This is a genomic window from Actinospineispora eucalypti (genome assembly GCF_039543365.1).
GTDB classification, from domain to species: Bacteria; Actinomycetota; Actinomycetes; order Mycobacteriales; family Pseudonocardiaceae; genus Pseudonocardia; species Pseudonocardia eucalypti.
Window position 1 is genome coordinate 69684 of sequence record NZ_BAABJP010000064.1, and the last position, 26804, is coordinate 96487.

The 26804-nt window shown below is 72.3% G+C and carries 1 protein-coding gene (only partly in view); it reads right to left on the reverse strand.

Every position in this 26804-nt window falls within one protein-coding gene, locus tag ABEB12_RS39695, for an MFS transporter, read on the reverse strand. The gene is 63804 nt long; 36562 of those nucleotides lie to the left of the window and 438 to its right, leaving coding positions 439–27242 in view, spanning codon 147 (complete) through codon 9081 (partial); the first complete codon in reading order (the gene reads right to left) occupies positions 26802–26804. Both the start codon and the stop codon lie outside the window.

The following is a 26804-nucleotide window of genomic DNA, read 5'->3' on the forward strand; positions in this document are numbered from 1 at the left end:
CCGAACAACGCACTGATCGGGCTGGACAGGCTGCTGACCAACTGCCTGGCGGCGATCAGCGGGCTGCGCTCGTGCTCGGGCACGGACTTGCTCAGGTACGCATTGGCGCTGGATGCGCCCAGCGCACTCACGGTGGGGCGCACGGCGAGCGCGAGCCCGGCCATCAGTAGCCCCAGCGGGCCGGCCGGGCCGATCGGGTAGAGCAGCAGCAGCGGCCCGGTGACCATCGGTGCCAGCCACTGGATTCGCGCGTTGCCCCACCGTGCGGCGAACCGGGGTCCCAGCGCGCTGCCCATCATCGCGCCCAGCAGGTACGTGGTGGCGATCGCGCCGATCACGGTGTTCGAGGCGTGCAGGGTGTGCACCAGGAACGGCACCTGGGTGCTGAACACGGCGCCGAAGAAGACGTTCGAGATGAAGTCGTACCGGGCCAGCGGCCACAGGATCGGGTGGTTGAGCAGGAGCTTCAGCCCGGCGCCGAGCGGTGGGCGCCGCCGGGACGGGCCCGCGTCCGGGGTGCGGATCCGGCTCAGCGTGGCCACGCTGACCAGGTAGGTCGCCGCGTCCGCGACCAGTGCGTTGGCCACGCCGACCAGGCCGGCCAGCACCGGGCCGGCGCCGCGCCCGGCCGCCTGCGCGCTGTTCGTGCCGGTGCTCAGCCGGGCGAAGGCCACCGCGAGCCGGTCGTCGTGGCCCGGCCCGATCAGGTGCGCCAGGTAACCCTGCGAGGCGACGGTGAACACCATCCACAGCCCGCCGAGCAGCCCCTCCGCCAGATACAGGTGACCGAGGCTCAGCACCCCGGCCGCCGAGGCGATCGGGATGGAGGCCACGACGGCGAACCGGATCGCGTCCACCGTCATCATCAGCGCGCGCTTGGGCACCAGGTCCACCCATGCGCCGGCGAACAGCGCGACCAGGCTGCTCGACCCGTAGGTGATGAACATCAGCAGGCTGGTCTGGAACGTGGACGCGCCCAGCACGGTCACCGCGAGCAGCGGGATCACCACCGAGGTCACCGCGGAGCCCAGCTCGCTGACCGTGCGCCCGGCCCGGAACCAACCGAAGTCCCGCCCGACGCGGTGCTCGATGTGCTGGTACAGCCGTTCGGTGTCCGCCAGGTGCGCCGGGTCGTCCTGGCCATGCCAGGTGCCGTTCGGGTGTCCCCACTCGTGCTTGGCGAAGTCCCGCCACCAGCTCTTGCCCAGCCGCAGCGCGCGCAGCCGCTGCCAGCAGGGCTGGAACGCGGCGGTGGCACCGTCCGGCGCGTACTCCGGATGCCGCCAGGTGAACGCATCCATCCGCTCGGGCAGGTCGGCCAGATGCTCGGGCAGCACGTCCCGTGCCCGCTTCGGGTCGAGCAGCGTCAGCGGCGGACCACGGATCCGGTGCGGCCAGGCGTGCTTGCCCTCGACCCGGGCCACCTCGTACAAGGTCGGTAGGTAGGTCTCGAACTCCGCCGCCTCGGCCGCGCTGAGGTGACCGAGGGCGCCCCCGTGACCGGCGGAGCCCGGGTCGCCGCGGTTGGCCCTCCCGCCGTCGCTGCCGTGCCGCCAGAAGAACACCGCGGTAGCGGCGATCAGCATGCCCGCGCCCGCGATACCGATCTGGACGGACACCCCGGCCCAGTGCCCGGGCAGCCCGGGGGTGTGGCCCGCCCAGGTGCTGCCGGCCAGCAACGCCCCCGGCCCCAGCATGGCGGCGGCCTTGAGCTGCTGGGCCAGGTTGTTGGCGTGGCCGCGTTCCCGATCGTCCGCGATGTAGCGCTTGAGCAGCGCGTTGACCGCCAGGATCATGCCCACCGAACCGGCCTCGCCGGCGTTGGCATTGATCGCGATACCCAGGGCCGGGATGCCCAACAGGTGCTCGGTCAGCACCACGCTGGCCGCGCCGAAGGCCATCAACACGGCCATGCCGAGGGTAAACCCCCGCGAGTTCTCGTTCAGGAAGTCACGCGTCGTGCCACTACGGCGGCTGGCCCGATCGCCCAGGATCGAGATGCCGACGATCAACACCTCGCCAGCGATCAGGCCGTAGTTCAGCACGGTCGCCAACGAGCCGGGGGCATGCGCCTCTCGCAGCGCGTGCGGCCACAACTCGTCGAAGGAGCCCAGCATGGTCGCGGAGAACCCGTACACCAACACCACGGTCACCACGAACGGGTTGCACAGCGCCTTGATCGGCTCGACGAGCAGCGACCGTGCCAGCTCCCCCGGGTTAAACTTCGGCAGCGGCGTGGCCGGCCGCGACGGGGTGGTCAACCACAACCCGACCGCGGCCACCGCCGCGAGCGCCGACGTGGTCAGGACCGTGACCGGCAGCCCGAAACCGATCAACAGGTCCTGCATGGCCAACGTGGTCGCCACCGACCCCGCCAGCCCGAAGCTGATCAGCGCCAGTGACGCGGTCGGCCAGTCGACCCGTTCGCCGTGTTCGCGGCGCTTGTCGTTGCTCTCGTCCGCCCAACCGTCGGTCTGGTTGAACTGCTTGATCCAGGTCGAGGACGCCACTCCCAGCACGAACGCCGCCACCTGGAACCCGACCGGCCCGGACACCACCGCGAACAGCGCGTAAGCCGCCGAGGAGAAGGCCAACGCGGCCCCGGCCCGAGCACGGCGGGGCAGGAAGTCCCACAACGGCGCCAGGCTGAAGATGCCGACGACGTTGCCCACCAACGCCCAGATGAACATCGTGCCCTCGCCGAGCCCGGCGGCCTCGGTGAATCCCCTGGTCGCGTACAACCCGGACAACTGCACCCCGATGGCCGCCGCCGCGACCGGCAGGTGCCACTGCCGGTGCGACGCGGAGAGCCCGTCCCGCCAAACCGCGTTTCGATGCCACAGAGTCGGCGCGCGCGCCTGGATCGGCGACCACACCAACCGCGCCAACGCCACCACCCCGGCAGCGGCCGCGATCACACCGGCGATCCGCGCCGGCACGTTCCCGCCGGTGAACGCGACCAGCTCCAGGCTGACCATCCCGGCCACCAACACACCGGAGGCCAAGCCCGCCCGACGGTAGGCGGTCAACGGCGCCGCCCAGTCGCGGAACATCTGCCGTGCCCCGATGAACGCAGCTCCGACCCGCGACCGCACACCCGGCGGGCCGCGTTTGAGGATGTAACCGATCACGAACGCCGCCACCGCCGCCAAGCTGGTACCGGTGATCACCGTGGCGGTGGGGGAAACCATCCACATCAGACCGCCACCCACGACGATCATCGCCCCGTCGTCGAACCAGGTCGTCATCCGCGGCCCCGGCGTGGCATGCGACGGGTTGTTCAGCGCTTCCTTGCGGAACGCGTTGTAGGACTGCCACCCGATGGACACCGCCATCGAGGTGATCGTGATCAGAATCGCGCCCTTGAGCGCGTCGCCCGCGAGAGCGTCACCCAGGAACCCCGAGCCACCCCAGTCGGCCGGCACCGACAGCCGCACCAACCACGACCAGTGCGCGACATCGAAGATCGTGATCGCCAGGAACCGACCCCACCGCCGCACCACACTGTTCACGCCCGGGTCGTTCGCGTCCTGATCACCGGCCGCGAGCCTCGGGAGCTTGCCGGCGTACTCGAATCCGAAGTGCGCGGCGGCGAACCCGATCGTCTCGATGAACACCCACGCGGTGCCCCACGCGGTCGGGATGTTCGCGTGCAACGACACGTCGATCGTCGCGGTGTGCCCCGCGAGCAACGCCAGGTGCAGCCAACGGGCGTCCTGGATCCGCTGCCCGAGGTCTCCCGGTAGGGCATTCCGCAACGTGGACACCACCGCGCGCACGAACATGCCCATCGTGGACGCCAAGCCCCAGACCAGACCCCACACCGGACCCGCCGTGATCGCCAACACCCCAGCGACCCCACCCAGGAACAGCACGACCGTGCCGAACCCAGCCGGCGCCGGGATACCGGTTGCCGGCGGCCCGCCCGGCTGGCCCGGCGGGGTGTTCCGGTTGAGCCACCACAACGTGAGAACGGTCGCGCCCCACACCTGCGCGGCGACCGCCACACCAGCCACCAGCCCCGGACCGGCAACCCCGCCCACCACACCGGCGATGACGCCCAACCCGGCACCAACCCCGGTGATCCACCGATCCCGACCCGCCGCTGGCAACCGCATCCCGGTAAACACCGACGGCTTCGCCGCAATCACGAACGCCACCAGCACGCCCGCCGTACCCACGAACCAATCCAGGTGCCCGAGCCACAACCGCTCGAACCCGTAGAACCCCAACGAGGCGAACACCACCCGACCCGCCAGACCCGCCAGCGGGAACACCGGGGAAACCCCACCCTGCTTCGCCGCGATCCGCGCACCCCACGCGCCGATGCGACCCGCCCACTCCGCCCGCACCAGGTAACCCAGACCCACACCCAGGGCCACCAGCGGCGCCACCGCCACCGGCAACCCCGCACCACCGGCCACCCCGGCCGGCAACGCCAGTTGCACCGCCAACACCCACACCGCCGCGAACAACGTGCTGAACCCGTAGCGCTTCAACGCCGGCACCCGCGCACCCAGCAGGTACTTCGCCCCGACCACCGGCGCCAACGCCACCGCGAACAGCAACACGTCGGTCACCGTGAGCAGCCCGTTGGCCCAGAACCCGAGATGCCCGAACGCACCCCAACCGACCTGGTCCACGACCGCGGCCACGGCGGGCCCGTGGATGTACAGGTTCACCAACCACGAACCGGCGATTGCCGCCACCGCAGCCCTCGCCCAACGCGGCGACAGCCCCAGCACGTTCAGCCGCGACAGCACACCTCGCCCAGCAAACATCGCCGCCCCAGCGGCAATGGTCAGCGGCCAGGACGAACCCAGCCACAGCGCCACACCGGCCAGCGCCGGCAAACCGACAACCAGCACCAGAGTCGGCGCCCGCGCCTGAATCGGCGACCACAACGACCGAGGGGACGCCGGGTCGGTGTGCTCCGGTCGCCCGGTGGGCCGGTAGTAGGCGACCCCTCGGCGGTACTTGGCGGCCAGCAAACCGGCTTGCTCCAGCGCCGTCAGCCGGGCGGTCAGCTCGTCTTGGCCCATGCCGAGCTGGTTGGCCCGCGCCAACAGCTCTTCGGCGGAGTAGCCCCGCTCGGTGACCGTGTGCTCGGCCGCCCACCGTTCGGACACCGCCCGCCACACCGCTCGGTCGGCCGCTCCCTCATCCGGCCGGTTGGTCCGCGAGCGCCACACCCTGGTGATGACCAGCGCGGACCAGGCGCTCAGCAGCAACGGCAGGGTCCAACCGGGCGGGCTTCGGCTCGGTGCGGCGGGCGCTTCGGCGGCCGGGGGCTGGTTGGGCTGTCCGGTCGCCGGCGGTGGCGCGGCTTCCGGCCACTCGGCGGCGACGCCGGGGATGGTCCACGGCTCGCCCCGGTAGATCTTGTTCGGGTCCCGATTGGCCAGCCGCGCCGAGTTCGCGTCGGCGAGCGCCCGCCAGCCCGGCACATCGGGCCGAGCCGCCGCGACCGACGGGCCGAACCGGTCGGCGATCACGGAGAGGTTGTCGCCTGCCAGGGTCCACCAGGTGGCTCCGGTCCCCCTGGGCAGTTTCCACCAGCCGCTGGGCAGCGCCGCGTCGTCGGAAGCGGGTAACGGCTTGTCCCGGTTCAGGTACCGGAACCCCGGGGAGGTGGCGCCCGAGCCTTCGTCCACCTGGTTGACCGTGACTCCCGGCTCCAGCCAGATCCACCGGCCGGCCCAGGTCGCGGGCGGCGCGGGCTGAGCCGGCGCGGGCTGAGCCGGTTGGGTCACCGAGGGCGCGCTCGGCGAAACCGGTGTCGGGGCGTCCGAGGACAGCCCGAGCAGCGGGGCCGCCGCGATCACCATCGCCGCCCCCAGCCACCGCGCGCCGGCCCGCGCGTTCTCGTACATCCACCGCACGCCCGCATGCGCCCACCTGGCCAGCGGCGGGGCGTTCGGCCCGATGCCGGCGCGGGCCAGCCAATGCCCGGTGAACCAGACGACAGCCAGCAGCGCGGCGGCGTACAACACCATGCCCAGCGTCGAACCGCTCAACGCGGACAGCGGCGATGCCAGCTCGGTCACCCCGCCGGCGGCGAGCGCCCCGTGGCCGCCGACCGGGATCCGCATGGAGGTCGATTCCCCACCGCCAGCTGCCGCGATGGTCAGCAGCGTCGTGGGAATCCCGGAGAGCATGCCGCTCAGTGCGGCGAACCAGGCCCGCGGGCCGGTCATTGTGGTGTGCGTCGGGAAGAGCAGCCAGTCCTCGACGGCGAATACCGCGCCGGCCACCGTCGCCACGCCGAACGCCGCCAGCATGGGTGCCGGCGCCAGGCCGTTCTCCACCACATGCAGCGGCCCAAGCGGTACCGCGATGGCGATCCCGGCCAGCACGCCCAGCCCGTACACCACCCAAGCGGGCACCGCGCCGAGCAGCTTGCGCACGGGTGAGGCGAGCGCGATCCGGGCCGCGTGTGCCAGCTGAGCACGCAGCATGATCACCACCGAGGTGGTGGCGAGTACCGCGATGACCGAGACGGGGTGGACGGCCGCCCATTCGCGGGCGGGGGCCAGCGGACCGTTCAACAGCCGCGACAGCGGCGAGGCCAGCTCGGTGAACCGGCCGCCGGCCAGCGCATCCCCGCCACCGAGGGGGACGCGCACGCGGTGGTCGGCGGCCAGTGCGGCGATCGGCGCGGCCAGCAGGGACATCAGCCACAGGCCGAGACGTCCCCACCAGCCCGCTCGCCGGCTGTCCTCGGCGGAGGTCTCCTGGGACGCCGTGTCGTCGGCGGGGGTCGGCGGGGTGGCCGTCTCCTCGGCGGCCGGTCGCGGGCCCAGCGGCAAGGTGCTCGGGTCGATCGTGATCAGCATGTTGCCCGAAGGCAGAGACTGCCGGGTGGGCTCCGGCGTCGTCCGTTCGGCCGCGGGTTCGGCCGAGGGCTGGGTGATCGGCCGGGTGCTGGTCAGCGCCCGCTCGCCCAGCTCGCGCAGCGCATCGGCAAGTTCGATCAGCTCCTCGCCTTCGGCGATCGGCAGCGGTAGGGCCAGCAGCTCATCCACCCGGCGGGTCAGCTCGCGGCGCACTTCGTACGCCTGGCGCATCTGGTCCAGCTGGGCGGCCTTGTGCTCGATCCGCACGGGAAGCAGCGCGGTGGCCACCCGCAGCGGGTTCACCAGGCCGGTCAGTTTCCCGACGCTGTCCGCGGCGGCGATGTCCGCCGCGATGCTGTCCCACAGCAGGCCGGCGGCCAACTCGAGCCGATCGGCCCGGCTCAGCAGGCGCCGTCCCGCGCCCGGCTCGCGTTGGCTGTGGAAGGCGGCGGCCAGCAGCGCGCGCCGCGCCATGTCGAGCCGGCCGGCGATCCGCTCGGTGCCGATGCCCGGCTGGTACGCCAGGTGGATCGCCAGGTCGGCATGGCCCAGGTATTCCTCGGCCGCCTTGGCCAGGCTGGGGCTGTCCGTCACCGACACCGGCCAGGACGAGCGCGCGGCTTCTTCGAGCAGCCGGGCGGCGGACGCGTTGCGCGGGTCCTCGGCGAACATCGCGGTGGCCAGGACCGCGCGCAGCATGCTGGGGCCGAAGGCCACTGCCCCGGTGAGGCCGGTCTCGCCAGGGCCGGTGCCTCGGGTGATCGAACGGGGGTCCAGCGTCGTGCCGCGTACCACGCCGAGCAGCTCGGGCAGCCGTCCGTCGCGGACGTCGGTCACCACCGGCGCTCCAGGGCTGATCCACGTACCCGGGGCGATCCAGGCGGGCTCGTGGATGGTGATGGGCAGCTCGCCCGGCCGCGCGTCCGGGGTGACCGCCCACGCCTCGGGCGCGCTCTTCGCCCTGGTCGCGCCGAATGGCCCGGGCTCGAGGATGCGGACCTCGCGGCCGACGCTCGATTCACCGGCCAGCCTCGGCCAGACCAGCGAGTCATCCGCCGCCAGCTCGACGACTACGACGGCAAGTCCGCCGGTTCCCAGCCCCCGGAGATGCTCGACCAAATCGGCCCTCTGCGAGTCGGACATCCGGAAGTCCAGCCGGCCCACCCAGCCGGCGACCTGCACCGGGTCGACCGATCGCACCACCCCGGTCCGGGGGGTGCCGCCCAGCTCGACCGTCACCGGCCCGGAACCGGCCGGCAGGCCAAAGCCGAGCAGATAGCCGCGCCGGTCGTCCCGCCCGAGCGGCACGGCGGTGGCGGTGGCACCCATCGGTCCGGCGCGGGTGCCGACCGGCAGCCGACGCAGGTTCACCAGCCACGGCACCGGGATCAGCGCGGCCGCCGCCGCGCCCGGGGGCATCGGCAGGAAGTGAGCCAGCACGGGCAGGGCCGCCAGGCCCAGCACGATCATGATCCGGCTAGTCCAACGCCACCAGCCGCCGACCCACGCCGGCCGCCGGGTGACGGGCCGGTAGGTGGCGGCGAACTCGTCGTGCCCAATGAGCCTGGCCGAACCGATCTGGCTGGGGTTCGCCGGGTCATAAGCGACGGCGATCATCACATCGGGCCCGCCGTGCTGGGCACCCCAGGACGCGGTGATGGTGATGTCCCGGCCGGTGGGATTGCGGAAGGCTCGGACCATGCCCTTGGCCTGGTAACGACCGTCACCGAGGTCGATGTAGCGGGCCGCCAGCTTTTCGGCGCTGATCAGGTACTGCTCCCCATCGGGGTTCGTGATCACCCCGTCGCCCTCGGCCGCGGTGTTGGTGGTCTCGACCAGGCCATTGGCCAGCACCGTGGCCACCACCTCGTCCGGGCCCGCCGGCCGGATCCGCACAATCGCGGTCTTTCGATACACCGGCGCAGCCGCGAACAATCGCCGCATTCGCTCAGTGGTGAGGTCAAGCTCGAGCCGGCGCGAGCCGGACACGTGATCCGCATCGGTTCCGGTGCGGTTGCGCCACCGGCTGGTCAGCTTCGCCAACCAAGCCCGTGGCCCGGGCAGCGCCACGATGAATGCGAACGCCGCAGCGACGACAGCCGCACGGATCAGCACCGGGTGCGCGTGCACCCAGTCGCCCAACCAACCGTGCGGGGCGATCGCCAACGGCGCCCGGCCCGGCCCGGCGGCCAGTATCCCCGTGCTGCGGCCCGACGGCGGGCTGGCGGGCAGCGAGTCGTACCCGGTCTGGTTCGCGCCGAGGATCATCCAGATGGTGGGCACGGTCAGCGCCCCGGCCAACATGCCGAGGGCGGCCCGGAGCAACCGCTGCGCGCCGCGGCCGAAGTCGTCCGGCAGCAAGAACGCGAGCGGAGCCGGGGCCAGCCCGATCATCCCCGGCAGTGCGGCGAACCACCACGGGAGGCCGGTGTCGGCGGAGCCGCCGAGCAGGCCGGGCAGCCCAATCAGGTGGAAAATCGCCGACCCCAGCACCCCACCGGCCAGCATCCCCAGCCCGAACTGCCTCACCCAGCGCGGCCATTCGGGCCGGCTCGGCTCGAACCAGCCCTTGCCGGGCACCCCCAGCTTGTCCTCCAGGGTCCTGCCGATCTCCAGTGACCGCCGCACCTGTCCGGGCCGGAAGGGTCTGTCGTAGCCCGGCGGTGCACCCGCCGAAGCCTCCCGGATCAGGGCGTCCTCCAGCTCGAGCCTCCGGATCGCCGGGATCCCCCACCGCGCCGTTAGCCGCCGCAAGGTGGACGCCAGTGACATGCCCTCAGCCAGCCGCTCCCGGTTCAGCGCGACCCCCCGGGCGCCCTCCTCCAGCCGGTAGGTCACCGAGTACTGCTCACGCAGCGTCAGCTCCGCAAGGCCCTCCCCGAGGACCTTGGCGACCTCCTCGTCATGGACATGCGCCAGCTCGTGCTCGATACCGTGCATCTCGGACAGCTCGACGACCTCGCCGAATCTCGGCGAGATGCCCTCCGAGCGCAGCGTCCAGTAGATCGCGCTACCGGCGTCCACCAGCCCCTCGCCCAGCCAGATCTCCGGCTCGTGGTTCGACGAGTCGCCCCACAGCGAGAGGAACCGGTACTCGGCGGCCCTCGGGCCGAGGCTGGTCGACCGGTAGGCGCGGGACAGCAGGTCGTCGACCTTCGCCCGCAGCAGCAGGTCAACGGTCGGCCCCGGCACGGGCCCGAGCAATCCGATCCGGTCGGGGAAGGCCCTCATCGTCTTCAGCAGCGCCGCGTCTCTGCGCACCGCCGGATCGAGCCGCTGGTTGGCCCGCTGCTGTTGGTCGATCAGCCGCGCCGGCTCGCGCAGATCCTTGATGGCGGCCAGCACATAGACCATGTCGTCCTTGGCCCACGGTTCACCGACCAGCAGCGCCTGGTACAGCCACGGCCGCACCGCGTCGGACAGCCACCGGTAGACCCACAGCGCGTCCGCGCCCCGCCGGTACAGGTCCGCGATGGCCTCGGCGGGGTCGATCCGCTCGGGGTCGCCCGGGTGCTCCGACCGAACCTGCTCCAGCAGCGCGTTGTCGACGGTCACGCGGGCTTCGCCCACGATGATCACATCACCGAGGCGAACCGGAAGCGGCAGCTCGACGCGCACGCCGTTGACGAAGGTCCCGTTGCCGGCCCAGTCCTCGAGGTGCAGGTGGTCGCCGTGCAGCGTGAACCTGGCATGCGCGGGCCGCACCCCGGGGCCGTCCACCCGCACCTGGTGGCCGGGAGCGCTGCCCAACCACACCCTCCGAGGCGTCACCCGAATCCACGCGGCGCGGGCCCTGGCCATTTCGCGCAACCGCTTCCGCACCTGGACCACGCCGAACGCGACCGTGCCGCCGACCGCGCCGAGCCCGACCGCGCCGATGATGCCCCAGCTCACCCAGGTACCGAGCGTCGTGCCGCCGTCCGTCGCCTGGTCGGCCGGCGTGCCCGCGTGCCCGACGGGGCTGCCCGCCACGACGAACGCGAGCACCAACCCGGCCACGATGAAGATCGGCCGGACCAGCAGGGCTGTCGCCCGCCGCGCGACACCCACCCAGCGCTGCCCCGAGGGCGGCGGACCCCGCCGCATGATGTGCCACGCCAGGACACCGGTCGCCAGCGCTGCCGCGGTGATCAGGGTGGACAGCACCGGGTGCGCGGCGGTCCAGTCGGCCAGCCGACCAAGCATGCCCGCCGACCCACCTGCCAGCGGGACCACCGAGCTGAGCGTTTGGCCGCCGGTGCGCCCCGGGCCGCCGGAGGAGTCGTTCGGCGCCTGGGTATCGCTCCGCAGGCGCACCACGACACCCACCGGGCTCCGCCAGAGTTGCAGCCGAGGATCGGCGGTCATGATCAGGTGCCGGAGGTATCTCGCGTTCTGGATCTCCAGGACGTCGGCCAGGTCGACCAACTTGATCGCGGTCTGTCCCCGCGCGACCATGTAGTGGATGGCCAGCTTGATCGTTTCGGCCTCCTGCCTGGCGCTGCCTCTCTGATCAAGAATGATGTCGTAGCGGAGGCTGGCGAACCGCCGGCGGAGGCCGGTGTACCGGTCGTGCAGGGCGGTCACCGCATCGGTTTGTTCCCCGGCGGCGACACCGGGGATGTCGAGCAGCCGGCCCACTTCGCCGAGACGTTGTTCGGCCGCATCGAGCAGGCGCAGGGTCGCCTCGTTGTCGAAGTCTTCCAAGATGTTGTCGGCCTCGACGACGAGCCGCGCCGCCTCGTCCATCGCGGCGGCCAGTTCCGCGCCTCGGCCGGTGATTTCGGCCCGCGCGGCGGCGATCACCTCGGGCGCGGCCGTCGGCAGCTCGAGGCCGCCGGGCTCGTCGCTGGCCGGCAGGCGATGGACGGCCATAGTGACGTCGGTGTCCATCGGTTGTGGCCGGTGGGCCGGGTGGCCGAATATGTCGGAACGCAGGTCCTCGGCCGCTCCGTCGGAGTGCAGGGAGTAGGTCTGCTCGAGCAGCTGCCCGGAGTGGTGAGGCAGATACTGCTCCGACGGGTCGTACATCCGCTGCCCCTCGGTGGGGGTGTCCAGGTGCAGCGGACGGAGCTCGGTGTTCCAGCTCGCCAGGTAGTCGTACAGGGCTCGAGGTAGCACCGGGTCGATGAGGCCATGCGGGATCGACAGCCGCAGCAGTCGGGAGCCGTCGGAGTAGACCTCGGTCGCGCTCACCGGCACACGGTCGGATTCCCGGCGGGCCACCACCACGGCCAGGCCGGGGGCCAGCAGGTACGTCTGGGCGTCCTGGCGGTACGGGCCGACCAGCAGGTTCAAGCAGGACCGCGCCGCGAACGGGTAGCGCATGTGCAGGATCTCGATCGGGTCGGTCAGCACCTCGATCAGGTAGCCGGCGACCGGCCTCGGCTCCGACGCCAGGTCACGGGCCACCACCTCGGGGGCCGTTCCGTTGAGCTCGGTCAGCCACCGGTCGCGGGCCGTCCAGAACGCCTCGGCGGCGGCTTGGCGGTCGCCGCCGGTGCGTGCCCATTCCCGTAGCCAGACGCCCAGCAGCGCGCGCAGCTCCGGCCGGGCCACCGGGTAGTAGCCGATCAGCCCGTTGAACACCTCGGGCTCGGTGTTCGGGTCGAGCAGCACCGGTCGATCCAGCCGCACCTCGTACAGCAGCTCGAGGTTGTCCGAGATTGTCCTGATCACCGTCTCGCGAGTGCCGGAAACCGCACCGGTGGTGATCGAGGTGCGCAGTTCCAGTTCCAGCTCGAGTACCTTGCGCTGCCGGTCCGGCTGGTGGTCCTCGAGCCGGTCGGTGACCGCGTACACCTGGGCCAACAGGGTGGCCAGCCGCACCCACTCGCCGAGGAAGTGCAGGCGCTCCTGGCCGGCCGGCGGTGCCTGCCGGTACATCTCGTCCAGCGGCGCGCGCAGCGGGGCGAACAGCGGCTCGACCCACAACCGCAGCAACGGGCCGAGGTGATCGCCCGAACGACGCACCCGCTTGGGCAGCTCGGCAACCCAGCCCGCGTCGTCGGTAACGACGGCCACCAGCCACATGGCCTCCAGATCCCGCAGGGTGGTCCCGGGCCGGTACCCGGCAGTCCGCTGCCGAAGCTGGTCGACCAGCGACCGGTAATCGACCTGCTCGGCCATCTCGTCGCCCATGTGCCGGACCATCGCCCCCACCAGCCTGGTCCGCAGCGGGTCGTCCGGTCGCCGGGCCAGCTCGTCGGCCACGCGGAACGCGGTCCGCCAGAACTCGAGTGACTGGACCCCGCCCTCGAAGCCCAGCAGCCGGCCGGCATCCGACAGCCAGGCAAGCTCCGCGTCGAGCGCCTTCAGCTCCGCGTCGGCAGCCGCGATCGATTCCGGCGTCCACCCGTCGCCGTCCGAAGGCGCCGAGGGAATCCGATCGCGGAGCGAGTGGAGTGCTTCCTCGGTGACCCTGGCCCGGTCCGCCCACCCGAAGCCGAGGGCCCCGCGCAGGTTCCGCAACTGCCGCCACAACTCGGCCGTCTGCTCTGAGGCGGGGTGGTCGGATTCTGCCCTCCCCGGTACCCGGGTCTCCCGGATCAACGCGGTCACCAGTCGGTCGTTGTCCCGGGCGTGCCGGCCGCTGGTGTGCTCGTCCATGGCGATGTGGAACCGCCACTCGTGGCCAAGGAAGTCTTCCCACCAGGAGGCGAACGCCGGGTTGCGGGCGATCAGCCGGTCTACCCGCCCGGCGATGTGCGCCGGGACCAGGATCACTCCCTGCCCGTGCACCACCCCGGCGGGCCGCCAGCCGAAGCCGATCAGCCGTCCGCCCAGCGGCGCCTCATCGGTGATGCGCACCATCCGGCGCAGCCAGTCGGTCTCCGGCGGGCCTCGGGCCAGGTTGGGGAACTCCGCCTCGTCCAACGGCCGTGAACCGGCGTCGAGCAAGGACATGCGGGGCAGCATTACGTCCCGCACCACACCGCCGTACACCTCGTCGGCCAGCCCACCACCGTTGCCGTGATCGGCTGCCGCCGCCAATCGAGCCAGCTGCTGGCCCAGCCAGCCGGGTCCGATGGTCGCGGTGAACCAGCCGGCGGAGTAGTCGTGCAACCAGACCCGGCGACCCTCCTGGAGGTAGTGGCCCAGCTCGTGGGTGTTCACCACCCGCCGAGTGCCGATCGCCACCGTCCGGGGGTCGGCGCGGGTCGGCATGGCGAACGAGCCGAAGTTGAGCGTGCGGTAGTCGTACGGGGTGTCCAGCAGCACGGCCAGCTCGCGCGGGATCTGGCCTCGCCACACCGCGTCCGCCGCCTCTGCCAGGCGCTGCCCGGCAACCTCCCGCTGCCGAGGGTTGGCCAGCGTCATCGGCAGCAGCCCGGCAAGCCGGCGCAGCGCGGCGAACTGGTCGAGCGCATCGGCCCCGGTCAGCCGGTACATCTCGGGGGCGTCGCCGGCCAGCGCGGCGAACGCGTCGTAGGGCAGCTCGGCGAACGGCAGCAGGCCCCGGGAGTAGCCATCCCGGTAGAGCCGGTCCCCGCGCAGGTAGAGGCGCTCGCCCCAGTCCCCGGCCAGCGCGCCGAACGCGAACAACCGCGCCCGGTAGACCGACAGCTTCGCGTCATCGCCAGGCTCCGCCGGACCGCGCACACCAACCACCGGGATCTCGCTGACCCGGACGATCTGGCCGGAGACCAGGACCGCCGCGGCGTCCGGCCCCGGCCCGGAGAAGACGGTGCTGGACACCCTCGCCATCCAGACCCGGCCGAACTGCGCCGGCAACAGGTTGGTCAGGTTGTCCAGCGCGCCGATGTCCACGACGTCGGTCACCGGCAGGCGCTCGACCTGCCACAACCGGCCCCGAGAGTCGCTCATCAGCATCGGGCGAAGCTCGTTGCTGCCCGGCAGGTCCCGCACGAAGGTCAGGTCTCCCAGCGGCAGCAACGGCACGCCACCCTCACCCCGGCGCGCCCCGAGCGCGATCAACCCCAACCACCCGAACATCAGCCCACCGGCCACCACCGAGCCCCAGGTGACCCCGGTCTGCACCAGGTGCGGCACCGCCCCGTAAGCCGGCCCCTCAGCCAACACCGGAAGCACCCCGGTCAGCCCCGGCGGGGCGACCAGCCTGGTGCGGAACACCGTCGAGCTCGCGCGCGTGTCCAGCTTGCGCTGTGCCTCGTCGCGGGCCGTGGCGGGCACGAGCGCGTCGATCAGGGCGATGGTGGCCTTCGCATGCAGGGCATGGTCGATCTCGGGGATCGTGCCGGTGACGTGCGCGCCGAACTCGTGCAGGACGGCGAGCATGCGCTGCACGCCACTGGCGCTCTCCCACCAGGTGTCGCGGAAGTAGACGTTGGCACCGTCGCCATCAAGCGTGTAGCCGAAGACCAGCTCAACGACCCGCGCGCCCACACCGGGTCCCCGCCGGTCGTCCAGGTACCGGGCGAGGTCGGCCTCGGCGAACAACCGCACGGACGCCGGCGGGTCGCGACCGGACGACCAGCCGTAGTCCCTCGGGTTGACCGAATCGGCCGGCTCGAGCGCCCGTAGGAACGACTCGACATCGCCCACCCACGGGTCCAGCTCCGGCCGGCCGAGCGGACCGGCGTGCCCAGCGTTCGGATCGTTCGCGGCCGGGACGTCGCGGCCGCGCAGCGGCGACCGGTCACCGGAAGGTGTCTCGTCGGTGCCGCCGGCGGCGAAGGTGAAGGCGTAGGCCTGCCGGCCGCCGAGGCTGATCCGGTCACCGTCGGCCAGGGTGTGCTCGGTGGTGCGTTGCCCGTTGACGAACGTGCCGTTGCTGGAGCCGATGTCGCGCAGTACCCAGCCGCCCTTGCCGTCGGGCTCGATCTCGGCGTGCCGGCGTGAGGCCTGCCCGTGGCTGACCAGGATGTCGTTGCCGTTGGTGTGCTCGGGTGCGCCCCGCCCGACGCGGAGCGCCTGGCCCCCGGTGAGCACGACCCGCTCCCCACCGCCGACCGGGTCCAGGCCTGCCGGACCGATCCGCGCGGCGCCCTTGATCACGGTTTGCCCGGCGGCCAGCGCGGCCACCCGTGCGTCGAGCACCGGGATAGCGAGTTCGAGGAACGCGTTGATCAGCGACCCGGCGACGGCGTAGAGCGTGTCGAGACCGGCGCTGGTGATGCCGACCGGCCGGCCCGCCATGGTGACGGCCGGGCCGCCGGACAGCCCGCCGCCGCCCAGCGCCTCCACGTCCAGGTGCCCGGGCAGCCGCTCGCCGATCGGGCCGGGGATGGTGAGCCGGTGGCCCTGCGGGTTGCCGATGAAGGCGACCCAGTCCTCGGCCTCGACCGCGGGCAGCCCGACGGCGGGCTCGGTGATGTTGTAGGCCGCCGCCAGCGCCAAGTCGATGTTCGGTGTGCCTGCTTCGGGGGTGCGGATGTCGTTGAGCGCCGCGTTGCCCTCGCCGGCGAGGTCGGTCAGCTCGCCGTAGTCGCGGTCGCGCAGCGTCACCCAGTTGGCGATGGGCTGGTGGTTGATGCTGTGCACCCTGGGGTCGGACGCGACGTGCCAGGCGGTCAGTACGTACGCCGGCGTGTCCACACCGGCGGCCCGGATCACCACACCGCTGCCGATCCGGTTGCCGTCCCGGTCGTAGAAGTCCACCACCGAGGCGCCGGCGTCGGTCAGCGGGGTACCGGTGCCGGTGAGCTCGAGCGGCGCGCCCGGGGTGGCCCCTCGCAGGCCCAGCAACAGCCGCCGGCCGGGTTCGATCTCGTAGGTGATCAGGCTGACCTGGCTGGTCACCCCGGTGGTGGAGTCGAGGAGCACCGGCTCGCCCAGGTCGACCCGGCGGATCTCCAGCGCGCCGTCGCGCTGGATGACCGGGTTCGGCGCGGCGGCCGCGCGCGCGATCAGGTCCAGCAGCCACCGCGCCCGGTCCGCCTTGTCCAGCGACGAGGGCAGCGCGATCCGGTTGTGCCGGATGAACGCGGAGACGGCGGCCCCGAGGTGGGACTGGGAGACCCAGGAGCTGCGCGCCGCCTGGCGGCCGTCGAACACCAATGTGCCGCCGCCGGCCAGCGGGGTCTCCAGGACCAGCTGGCCGTCCACCAGGCCGGTGGACATGCCGGCCTCCAGCACGCCCGGCGGCGCCAACCGCACCACCTGCTCCCCGGAAGCCTCGCCGCGGAACAGCATCGGCGAGGAGTCCACCGCGGCCCACAGCTCCTCCGGGGTGCCGCCGAGCACGTCCAACTCGCTGGGCAACTCCACGTCGTTGCGGAACCGGACCAGCCAGTCCACGATCTGGTCGGCCAGCGGCAGCCGCTCCCCGTCCGCGCCCGCCCGCCGGTCCTGGTCGTCCTCGCGCAGCTCTGCCAGCGCGTCCGACCCGTCGGTCAGTGCGGCCTCCAGGACCGGGTCTGACAAGCCCTCCAGCCACAGCTCCGCACGCCCGAGCGCGGCGGCGGCCCTGGCCAGCAGCTCCTTGCCCATCCACCACTGCTCGGCCGGCAGGCCGTGAAGCTCGGCGAGCAGCGTCAGGGCGTCCAGCAGCTCGAGCGTGGCACGGGCGTGCCGGTCGTGCTGCTCGCCGTCCCCGTGCAGCTCGTGGTTGATCACCAGCGCACGCCGGGTGACGTCCGACCCGTCCCACCACGTGTCCAGCACGTAGACCGGTCCGTCCTCGGCCGGCCGGTACGCGTACAGGTTCGCGATCACCTGGGTGCCGATGCCGGCGCCCAGCACCTCGTCGATGCGCCGGGCCAGGTTGGTCGAATCGACCAGCCTGACCAGCGGCGGGCCGCGCTCGCTGGACCAGCCGTACTCGTCCGGCGATACCTCGCGCGGCGACTCGGCGACCGCCAGCATCGCCTCGATGACCGGCATCCACCCCGCCGGCAACCCCCGGGCCAAGGCGTGGCGGCTGGCCCACTCGGGGTTGGCGGGCAGTGCGTAGGTCCGGTCACCCGACGGCAGGGCGGGCTGGCTCGGTACGGACGGAGACCAGGGCGCCTCGCGGGAGGCCTTGTCCGTCGCCTGGTCGAGCAGCTCGACCTTGACCGGCACGCCGTCGATCCGAACCCAGGTCGGCCCGTCGCCGTTCCAGGCCGGGTCGGTCGGCTTGGTTTCGGTCCGCTCGGTGCCCGGCTCGTGGGCGCCGGCCGGGGTTTCGGCGCCGCCTGCCCGGTCGCCGCGCACCCGGTCGATCAGCGCGCGGGCCAGCGGCGGGCCTCGGTCGTGCAGCACCATCAGGACCAACACCGCCGCACCGGCCACCGAGGAGCTGCTCGCGCCGAGCCCGTAGGTGGACAGGTCCGTGGCCGTGCCGAACACCGACAGCCCGACGCCGCCACCGACGCCCAGCGCGGCCGCCGCGACCATCGCCGCGACCGCTTGCCGACCGGTCAGCCTGCCGACCGGTGCACCCGGCTCGGATTTCGTGGTGGTGGCAGAGGTGGTGGTCTCGGGTTCGCCGGTCAGGTCCGGCGCGGTGCGCATCAGCTCGCGGAGCATGCGCAGCTCGGTCGCCTCCGTGCGGGCAGCGGCCGCATCCGCCGCCGCCTGGGCGATCAGCTCGACGACCCACGTCGGTGCCCAGCCGCCGGTGATGGCCGTGGCGAGGCCGAGCCTGGTGTGGAGCAGCCTCAACTGGTCCACCAGGAGCCGGTGCTCCGCCTCGGCCTGCTCCGCCGACTTCTCGCCCAGCTTCTTGGTGAACTCCGCCAACAGCTGCTCGGGTGGCAACTGCTCCAGTTGTTCCGTGGGCAGGCCGAGCGCGCGCAGCCGAGCCATCGCCCAGTCGGCCCATTGGGCGCCGGCGATCTGTACGGCGGCGGCCCGCGCCGTGGCGTCATCCGCCGGGCGTTCGGCGTCCATCCGGTCGAGCTGGTCGCGGCCCTTGCGGCCGCGCTCGGCCCGCCCCCGCTGGAACTGCTCGTAGTCCCGCGCGGTGTCGGCGTCCTGGCTCAGCCCGTCCGCCATCTCCTGGTAGAAGCCCTGCCAGATCTCCAGCTCCCTGCGCACCATGGCCAGGTCGGCCTCGGCCTGGGCAATCGTGTCGGCGGAGGCGTTGGCCTCGCGGAGCTGGGCCAGCCGGTCGGCGTGCTGGCTGTACAGGGCCTGCAGCTTGCCGAGCCACGTGTTGATCCCTTCGGCCCTGCCCTGGGACATCTCGGCGAACCGGTGCCAGGCCTCGGCTCGCTCCGCGCGGCTGGCGTTCGCCCAGGTTTCCCGGTCCATGCCGGGAGGCCTGATCCGGTCGTTCCACGTACCGCGCGGGAATACGTCCCCGTGGATGTCCTCCAACGTCACGTCGACGTCCTCGGTGGGGATATTGCGTATCCGGCCCCGCCACGGATACAGCGTCTCGTTGGAGTAGGTGTTGGTGTCCCATTGCCTCGGTTGGCCGGGCCGCCCGCCGTGCTCACCGGCCGGCCGCTCCGGGGCAGTCTTGGCAAGCGGGTGTTCGCCCGCGCTGGCCACCGGCGCGTGGTGCGCCATGCCGGTCTCCATGGCGGGCAACATTCCCGGGTCCGGCGCCTGCAGCTTCAGCACCGTGACGGTGACCACGAAGACCTTCGCGAACCAGATCTTGGCCTGGCGCTTCACGGTCTGCCACTTGGTGGCCGGTACCTCGTCGGCCGCCGCGGGCATCGAGTGATGGTTGTACTGGGCGGCCAGCTCGGCGTCCGAGTGCCAGAACGGGGAGCCGTCTTGCGGGACGCCGTGCTCGTCGAACCGGGTGGGCATCTCGGGGTCGTGCAACTGGTGCGAGCCGTAGCCCAGGCCTTCGACGCTGGCCGGGTGGTGCGGGTTGCGGCTCTCCCGGTCGAACAACTGCCGCCGCAGCCGCTCGGCCTTGGCCAGCTTCTGCTCCAGCGTGTCCGCCTCGGCCTTGAGCTCGTCCGCCTTGGCCTCGAGCCGGTCCGCCTCGGCCATCCGCGCGTTCAGCTCGTCTTCTCGGGAGGCGCGCGGCTCGGCCTGGTCGGCGAGCCCTTCCGGCTGAGTTCGCAGGTCACGGGCCTTGGCCCGGGCTGAGAGCCCCCGAGACCACAGCTCGTTGGACTTGGTGCGCATCTCGCCGATCCGCAACCCCAGCCGGTCCGTGGACGACTCGTAGTAGCGGAGCTCGCCGCCGATCATGTCGGTGTGGTAGCGGAAGTACTCGAAGTCGTCGGTCTTCAGCAGCTCGAGCAGCTCGACCTTGGTGGTTCCGGGCAGGTTCTCCAGCACCGTGTCGACGGCCTGGACCTTGCGGCCCGTGCCCATCGCTCGGCGGACCCGCTCGGCGGTGAGCGTCCCGGCCTCGACGGGCTCGGACCGCTCCCGGCTGCTCTCCCTGCGCGGCGCGGACGGTGCGCGATACTCCTGGGCACCGACGTGCTCGCCGATCTCCTCGGCCAGGCGCGGCCCACGGCCGGTGCCGGAGCCGTGCACCATGGCCGCCCGGGTGTTCGCCGGTGCCTCGGTCAGCACCTGGTGACCGTCGTAGTACCGCATCCCGTCGGCGGTCTTCACGCCGTAGATGACGTGGGCCACGCCGCCCTCGCCGGTCCAGACGAAGACGCGGGTGCCTTCCGGCGCGGCGGCCATGTCCTGGTTGAGCTGCGTGTCGTCGGTCAGCTCGGTCCGGCCGTTGTAGGTCTGCTCGAAACGTCGCTGTACGGCGTCGGTGTCCTGGTCCGCCGGGGTCGCCGGCCGTACCTGATCGGGGTCGACGTCTTCGGGGTGCTTGGCGTCGGCTCGGGCGGACGCCTCACACGCACAGTTCTTGTCGCGGCCCAGCGGTGGCTCGGTGTTGTCCGCCACGGGCTGGCCGTGCTCGTTCGGGTTGGTCCGGTCGGGGGTGCCCGGAGGGCCGTTGCTCGGCGAGTTGTCCAGCGGTTCCTGAGGTACCGCGGCGGTCGTATCGGCCTCGCCAGCCAGGCCGCCCGCCTGGGCAGGCCGTGACGCGCCGGGCGCCTGATCGGCCAGAGGCGCTCCGTCGGCGCCCGTGCCGCCACCACCGCCGGCCCTCGGCGCGGTCGGGCCGGTCGGGGGTGCGGGATCGGGGTTCGGCCCGCTCGGTGAGTGGCCGCCGCTCCGGCCGCCGCCGGCGCTTCCGCCCGAGCCGTCACCCGCGCCCGAGCCGGACGAGCCGGGTACGGACCGGAACACCGCAGGCACGGCCGGGTTTCCGCCCGAGGCCGCGTCGGCCGGGGTCGTGCTGGTCGGCACCTCGGCGGGCACGGCGCCACCGGCCGATGCCGGAGCGGGTGCCGCCGGCGGCCGGGGCGCGCCGGGCTGGTGGTGGCCGGCGTTCGGCTGGCCGGCACCGCCCTGGCCCTGCTGATATCCGGCCTGCTGATACCCGGCCTGTTGGTAGCCGGCTTGCTGATACCCGGCCTGCTGTCCCGCCGGCTGCTGCTCTGCCGGCGGCTGCGCGGTGGGTACCCGCGGTGCCGGCGGCGCGCTGTTCGGGCGCTCCGCGCCGACGCCTTCTTGGCCGTCGGCCGGTTCGCCTTGCCGCGGCCCGTCAGCGCCCCTCGACCCCGCAGGTTCGGCACCGCCGACCGCCCCGGCGTTCGGCCCGCCGCCCGGCCGAAGGGCAACGGTGGCGACGATGGTCCCCCCGTCACCGGTGTGCACGGAGACGACCTGGAACGGGCCCGTCGGCTTGGTGCCGCCACCGCCCGGGCCGGCTTCGGCAACCCCGGTCCGACCGGTCGCCTCGGCCGATTCGGTGCCCTGCTCGGTCCGCCCAACCGGACGCGCGCCTTGCCCAGCGCCCTCGACCGCCTCGGCGCCCTGCCCGGCCCGTCCGACCGGATCGACGCCTTGCCCGGGCCGGTTGACCGGCTCGGCGCCCCGCGGGACCCGGTTGGCCGGACCGGAGCCGTCGCCGCCCAGCGCGACCGACTCGGCGGTCTGCGTCTCAGCATCGACCGAACCGGCCTCGCGCCCGGTCGCCTCGGTATGACCGGTGCCGCGCCGGCGGGACTCGGCCGGATCGCTCCACTGGGTCTGACCGGGCTGCCGGAGCCAGGCGGGCAGCTGGCGCTGCGGCGCGATCCAGTGCTGCCCGGTCTCCGGGTCCTGAACGACCCGCAACCGGGTGCCGGCCGGCGCGGTGTCGATGGCGGCCCGCACCGCCCCAGGGCTGACGGGCCGGCCGTCCTGGGACAGGTGCGCGGCAACGGCGGCCACATCGACCGCGTGGTACGGGTTGACCGTGTCCTGAATGCGGTCCAGCAGCGGCCGGGGCATGCTCGAGTCCACTTCCGGCCGCAGCGTCGGGCCGCCGGCGATGCGCGACCGGGCAAAGTCGCGCACCGGGCGCACGCCGCCCGCCGCCATCAACACGGCTCCCTGCGCCAGGCCCTGAGCGATCTCCCCACGCTCGTTCGGCCCGGCCTCGCCCCACCGCCTCGCGCCGCTGTACACCTGCTCACCGAACATCCCGGCGAACGTCGCGCCGGAGGTGTAGTCGGCGACCCGGCCGGTGGTTGCCACCCACGGGGCCACCCGCAGCGGAGTGCCCACCAGTGCTCTGGCGGCTACCGGCACTACGCGGGTCCCGATGCCGCCGACGGCGAGCGCCGATGCACCGATGTTGATCCAGTCCATCGCGGCCGCGCCGCTCTTGAACGGATTGACGGTCTGCCCCACGCTGGCCCGGTTGGCCAGGCTGGCGCCGGACACCCCCGCCCCGAGGCCGATACCGGCCGCCGTGATCCCCCAGCCGACCGGCGCGATCGGGGTGAACGACAGCACAGTGCCGACGGCGGTCACCCCGAACGAGGTCCAGCCGAGACCGGTCTTCCACCCCGGTGTCTCGTGCCCGTCGACCCCGATCACGTGCACATCGCCACCGACACCGGTGGGGTGCTCGGGCGCGAACAGCTTGTCGTCCGGGGAGAACATCTCGTTGTTCTCCAGGAAGTTGCGCAGGTCGTTGTAGTGGTTGCCGGCCGGATCGATCAGCTGTGCGCCACCGTTGTTCGGTTTCTCCGCCACCCACAGCGTCTGCCAGGCGAACTCGCCGGTCCGGTAGTCCTTCACCAACACGTTGCGTTGGTAGATCTTGCCGTCCTTGCCGGCGACGTCCCGCGCTCGAGAGAGCGCCTTCTCCGGGATGCCGGCCAGCTCGTCCCCGCTCAGCTCGGTGGTGCCGAACAGCCGGTTCGTCACCGCCTGCGGGTTGCCCTCGGCGGCGAACTCGGCCAGCCGGTTGGCCACCGTTTTACCCCGGAACGGCTCCCCCGGCTGGCCGTCGTGCTCCGGGGCACCCATCGAGCGGAAGTACTCGTCGTAGTCGCCGTGGTAGTTCTGCCACGCCTGGTAGTTGTGCCCCGAGCGCATGGCGAAGTAGAGGTCGGTGTTGCCGTTGTCCATCGACGGCAGCCGCAGGTCGCCGTAGCGGTTGCCCGCCGCGCGGGAGGCTGGGTCCCGGGCCACCGTCTCGTAGCCGAGCCGCCCGATGTTGCTGACCTGTTCCAGCGTGCCGGCGAGATCGGTCTCGCCCCGGTCCTTCGCGGCGACGGCCGCTTCGGCGGCGCGGGACTCGAGCCCGCGCAGGTAAGCCAGCTTGTCGGCCCAGTTCGGGTCGTTGGCCACGTCCGCGACGGCCTGGTTGTACCCGCGCAGCGTCTCGTCGTTGGGGTTCGGCCCGGCTCCGCCGCCGTACTTGGCCTGCAGTCCGTTCAGCAGCTTCTGCTCGTCGCGCAGCCCGGCCAGCTGGTCGTTCAGCTGGGTGCGCTCCTGGTCCGAAGCCGGCGCCCCGTCGTTGATCTCCTTGATCCGTCGCTGGTTCGCAGCCAGGGCCTGGTCGTGGTCGTTCCACCTCGGGACCAGGCTCGACGCCAGCACCTGCATGGCGCCCGCCGAGGCCAGCTCCTGCGGGGTCGGGTTGGGCTTCGGCTTGCCGTCCGGCCCCAGCGGCTTGCCGTCCGGGCTGACCCCGTTCGGCAGGCCGACCATCGCACCGAGCTCCTGCATCCGCCGGTCGTAGTCGCTGTTCGGGGTGAGGCCGGGGATCTTGTTGATCTCCTCGGCGAACCGGGGGTCCAGGGTCAGCTGCTGCGGGTCCACGGCGACCGGCCGATGCCCGTCGATCAGCGCCGGCCCGACCATCGAGTCGGCGCCGGTCAGCGCGCGGCGCGCGTTGTTGAATTCGGTGACCAGGTCGGCGGTGTTGTCCAGCAGGGTGCGCTGCTGCCAGGTGGCGGTGCCGTTCTTGACCGCCTCGATCGCCGCGTCGATCTCCGCGCGCTGGCCGCTCACCGTGTTGGTTGTCCAGTATGCGGTGGACGCGTAGCTGGCCATCTGGATCGCCGCGACGCCCTTGTCGGTGTCGCTGAGCGTGCCCCGGATCGAGTCCAGGTAGGTCTGCCGGTCCTTCGGGTCCAGCGCGTTGTACTGGTTGGGGGTGAGGAACGGCACCTTGCCGTCGTGCGGGAACCGGTCGTCGTTCGCCTTGAGGATCTGGTCGATCGGCAGGTCGGTGGGGGCGCGGCGGGCGTTCTGGTCGGTATAGAGGTTCAGCGAACCGTCCGCGTTGTTGCCCCGCCAACCCAAGTCCGGCACCTGCGGCGACACCGTGCCGGAGCACGTCCCGCCCTTGCCCGGGTTGCACGCCGAGCCGGCGTTGCGACCGTCGGGGTACGGGTTGAGCAGCAGCTCACCGCAGCCGGTTCCGGTGCATTCCCGGCTCTGGCCGAGGACGTTCGTGCTGGTGCACTTCGCGTCGCTGCTGCAGAACTGGCCGCCGCCCTCGCCGTTGCGCTGCACCGCGGTGCCGATGCCGAAGACGGTGGTCCGGTTGCCGTACGGATCCGTGAGCGTCACCGAGTCGCGGTCTGCCCCGGTGATCTTGACTCGGCCGGTGCCCAGCGGGTTCGGCCCGGTGCCGTCACCAAGATCGAAGTGGTAGTCGCACCGGATCTTGCACGGATCGGTCTGCACCTGGCCGGCCGGCCGGGTGTAGGCGCAGATGCCCACGCAATCGACGGTGCCACCCTTACCGGAGCCGTCCGGAGTGACGATCCGGCCGTGGTTGTCCAGGCCGACCTCCGAGACGGTCGGGATGTAGATGCCGTCCAGCTCCGCCTTGGACTGGATCGCCGCGATCGCGGCCGGGTCGCCACCGGCGAGCACCACCCGGTGGTTCGTGTCCTTCTCGGTGATCCGGTAGCCCTCGGCGGTAAGGATCTCGAAGGTCTGGCCGCCCTTGACGTCGTAGACGCCCGGTGTGCCGTCCGCACTCCGGGTGTTGATCTGGGTCCAGTTCTTGTCCGGGTGCAGGCCGTCGCCGGTGGAGGTGATCACGTCCGGCTTGCCGTCCGCGCCGGCCACCGTGGCCACGCCCTGACCGAAGTGGCTGTAGTCGGCCGGGTTGCCGGCCCCGTCGGGGCCGAACATGTCGTTGCTGGTGCCGGCGAAGTCGATGTGGTCGGTGAACTTGCCGTTGCCCAGGTCCACGTTGCTGATGTCGCCGACGCAGCCCTTGTGACAGCTGAATCGGAACGGCGCGCCGTCCTCGGTGGTGAACCAGCCTTCGTTGACCACGGGGGTCTTTGCCGACTTGTCGTCGCGTTCGGTCAGCGCGCTGCCGGAAAGACCATCGGTGATCTGGCCGGTGCCGTCGACCCAGTACCTCGGGTTCGTGTCGCCGGAGGTGGTGACGATGCCGGCTCCGCCGCTGCTGGCGACCTCATTACGACGGGGGTCACCCGTGGCGGCCGGTGCGGTCACCACAAACGGGTTGTCCGGCCGGGTCGGGTCGTAGCTTGCGATGTAGGGGCCGTCGCCGCCGGACTGGCACGGCTTGCCCGGCTGGCACAGCTGCACCGGCAGTGCCGGCTGACCGGGGATCTTGGACTGTACCGCCGGCACTGTGCCGGCCGGCTGGGGCTGTTCCTTGGTCTGGGGGATGAACTTCTGGTCGGGATCGTTGGGGTCGACGTACCCGCCCTGTGAGCCACCCTGCTCGATCGGGGCCGAGTAGAGGTTGGGCAGCGGGCCGGAGGGTTGGACGGCCGGCGGCGGCGGTGGGCCACGCGCCGGCGGCTGGTTGTTGTGGGGATCCTGCGCGGTGCCGCCGTGGTTCATCTTCTCGAGCATCCACAGCAGTGGGTTGGTGCAGGTCTTCGCATCGGTCGTGCATGGGTTCTGGCCACCGGTCGTGCCGCCGGGGCTGGTGCCATTGCTCGCGGTTACCGGGGCGGGCGGCGCGGCGGGCGGCTGCTGGCCCGGCCCGGGGCAGTCGGTGGTGCAGCCCGCCGGGGTGGTTCCGTTCCCGGTGCCGGCCGGGCTTGAGGACAGCAAGCCGGCGAACATCGGGTACAGCTTGCGGTACTTCTCCAGCTCTTCAGGGGTGGGCTGGTCGCCCGACTGGCCTGTGGCCGTCTGCGGAGCCGGCTTCCCGGGGCAGGCCGGAGGGAGGCACTCGGTGGAGTAGTCGGCCAGCACGATGGCCGGCCCGGTGGTGCTGCCCGGGGCAGGTTGCGGAGCGCGTCCATCCGGGCACTGCGTCGCGCACGGCTTCCCGGACGAGTCTGTCGGGGTGGCCGAGGTGGTCACCGCGGCGGCCGCCGGAGCCCGAGGGACACCGCACTCCTCGAAGCAGGTGACCCCGGGTTGGCCGTTGGCGTCGTCGGCGGTCGTCCCTGAGTTCGCGCTCACCGGTTGAACCGGGGCCGCGCCGCCACCGGAGGGTGCCGCCATAGCCGCCGGTGCGTTCCCGCACTGGGGTGGGCACTGCGGCTTCGGCGCCCCAGAATCGTCGGCGGCTGGTTGCGTCCCCGGAGTGGTCCCGCTGCCGGAGTTGGTCCCGCCCGTGGTCACCGCGGCGGCCGCCGGAGCCCGAGGGACACCGCACTCCTCGAAGCAGGTGACCCCGGGTTGGCCGTTGGCGTCGTCGGCGGTCGTCCCTGAGTTGGCGCTCGCCGGTTGAACCGGGGCCGCACCGCCACCGGGGGCCGCCTGCTGCACCGGCACCTCCGGACACTTCACACCCATGTCACCGCCACAGGTGGGCTTCTGCTCCACCGGCCGCGGCTGCGTACCACCGTTGGAGGCCGCCGGCGCGGG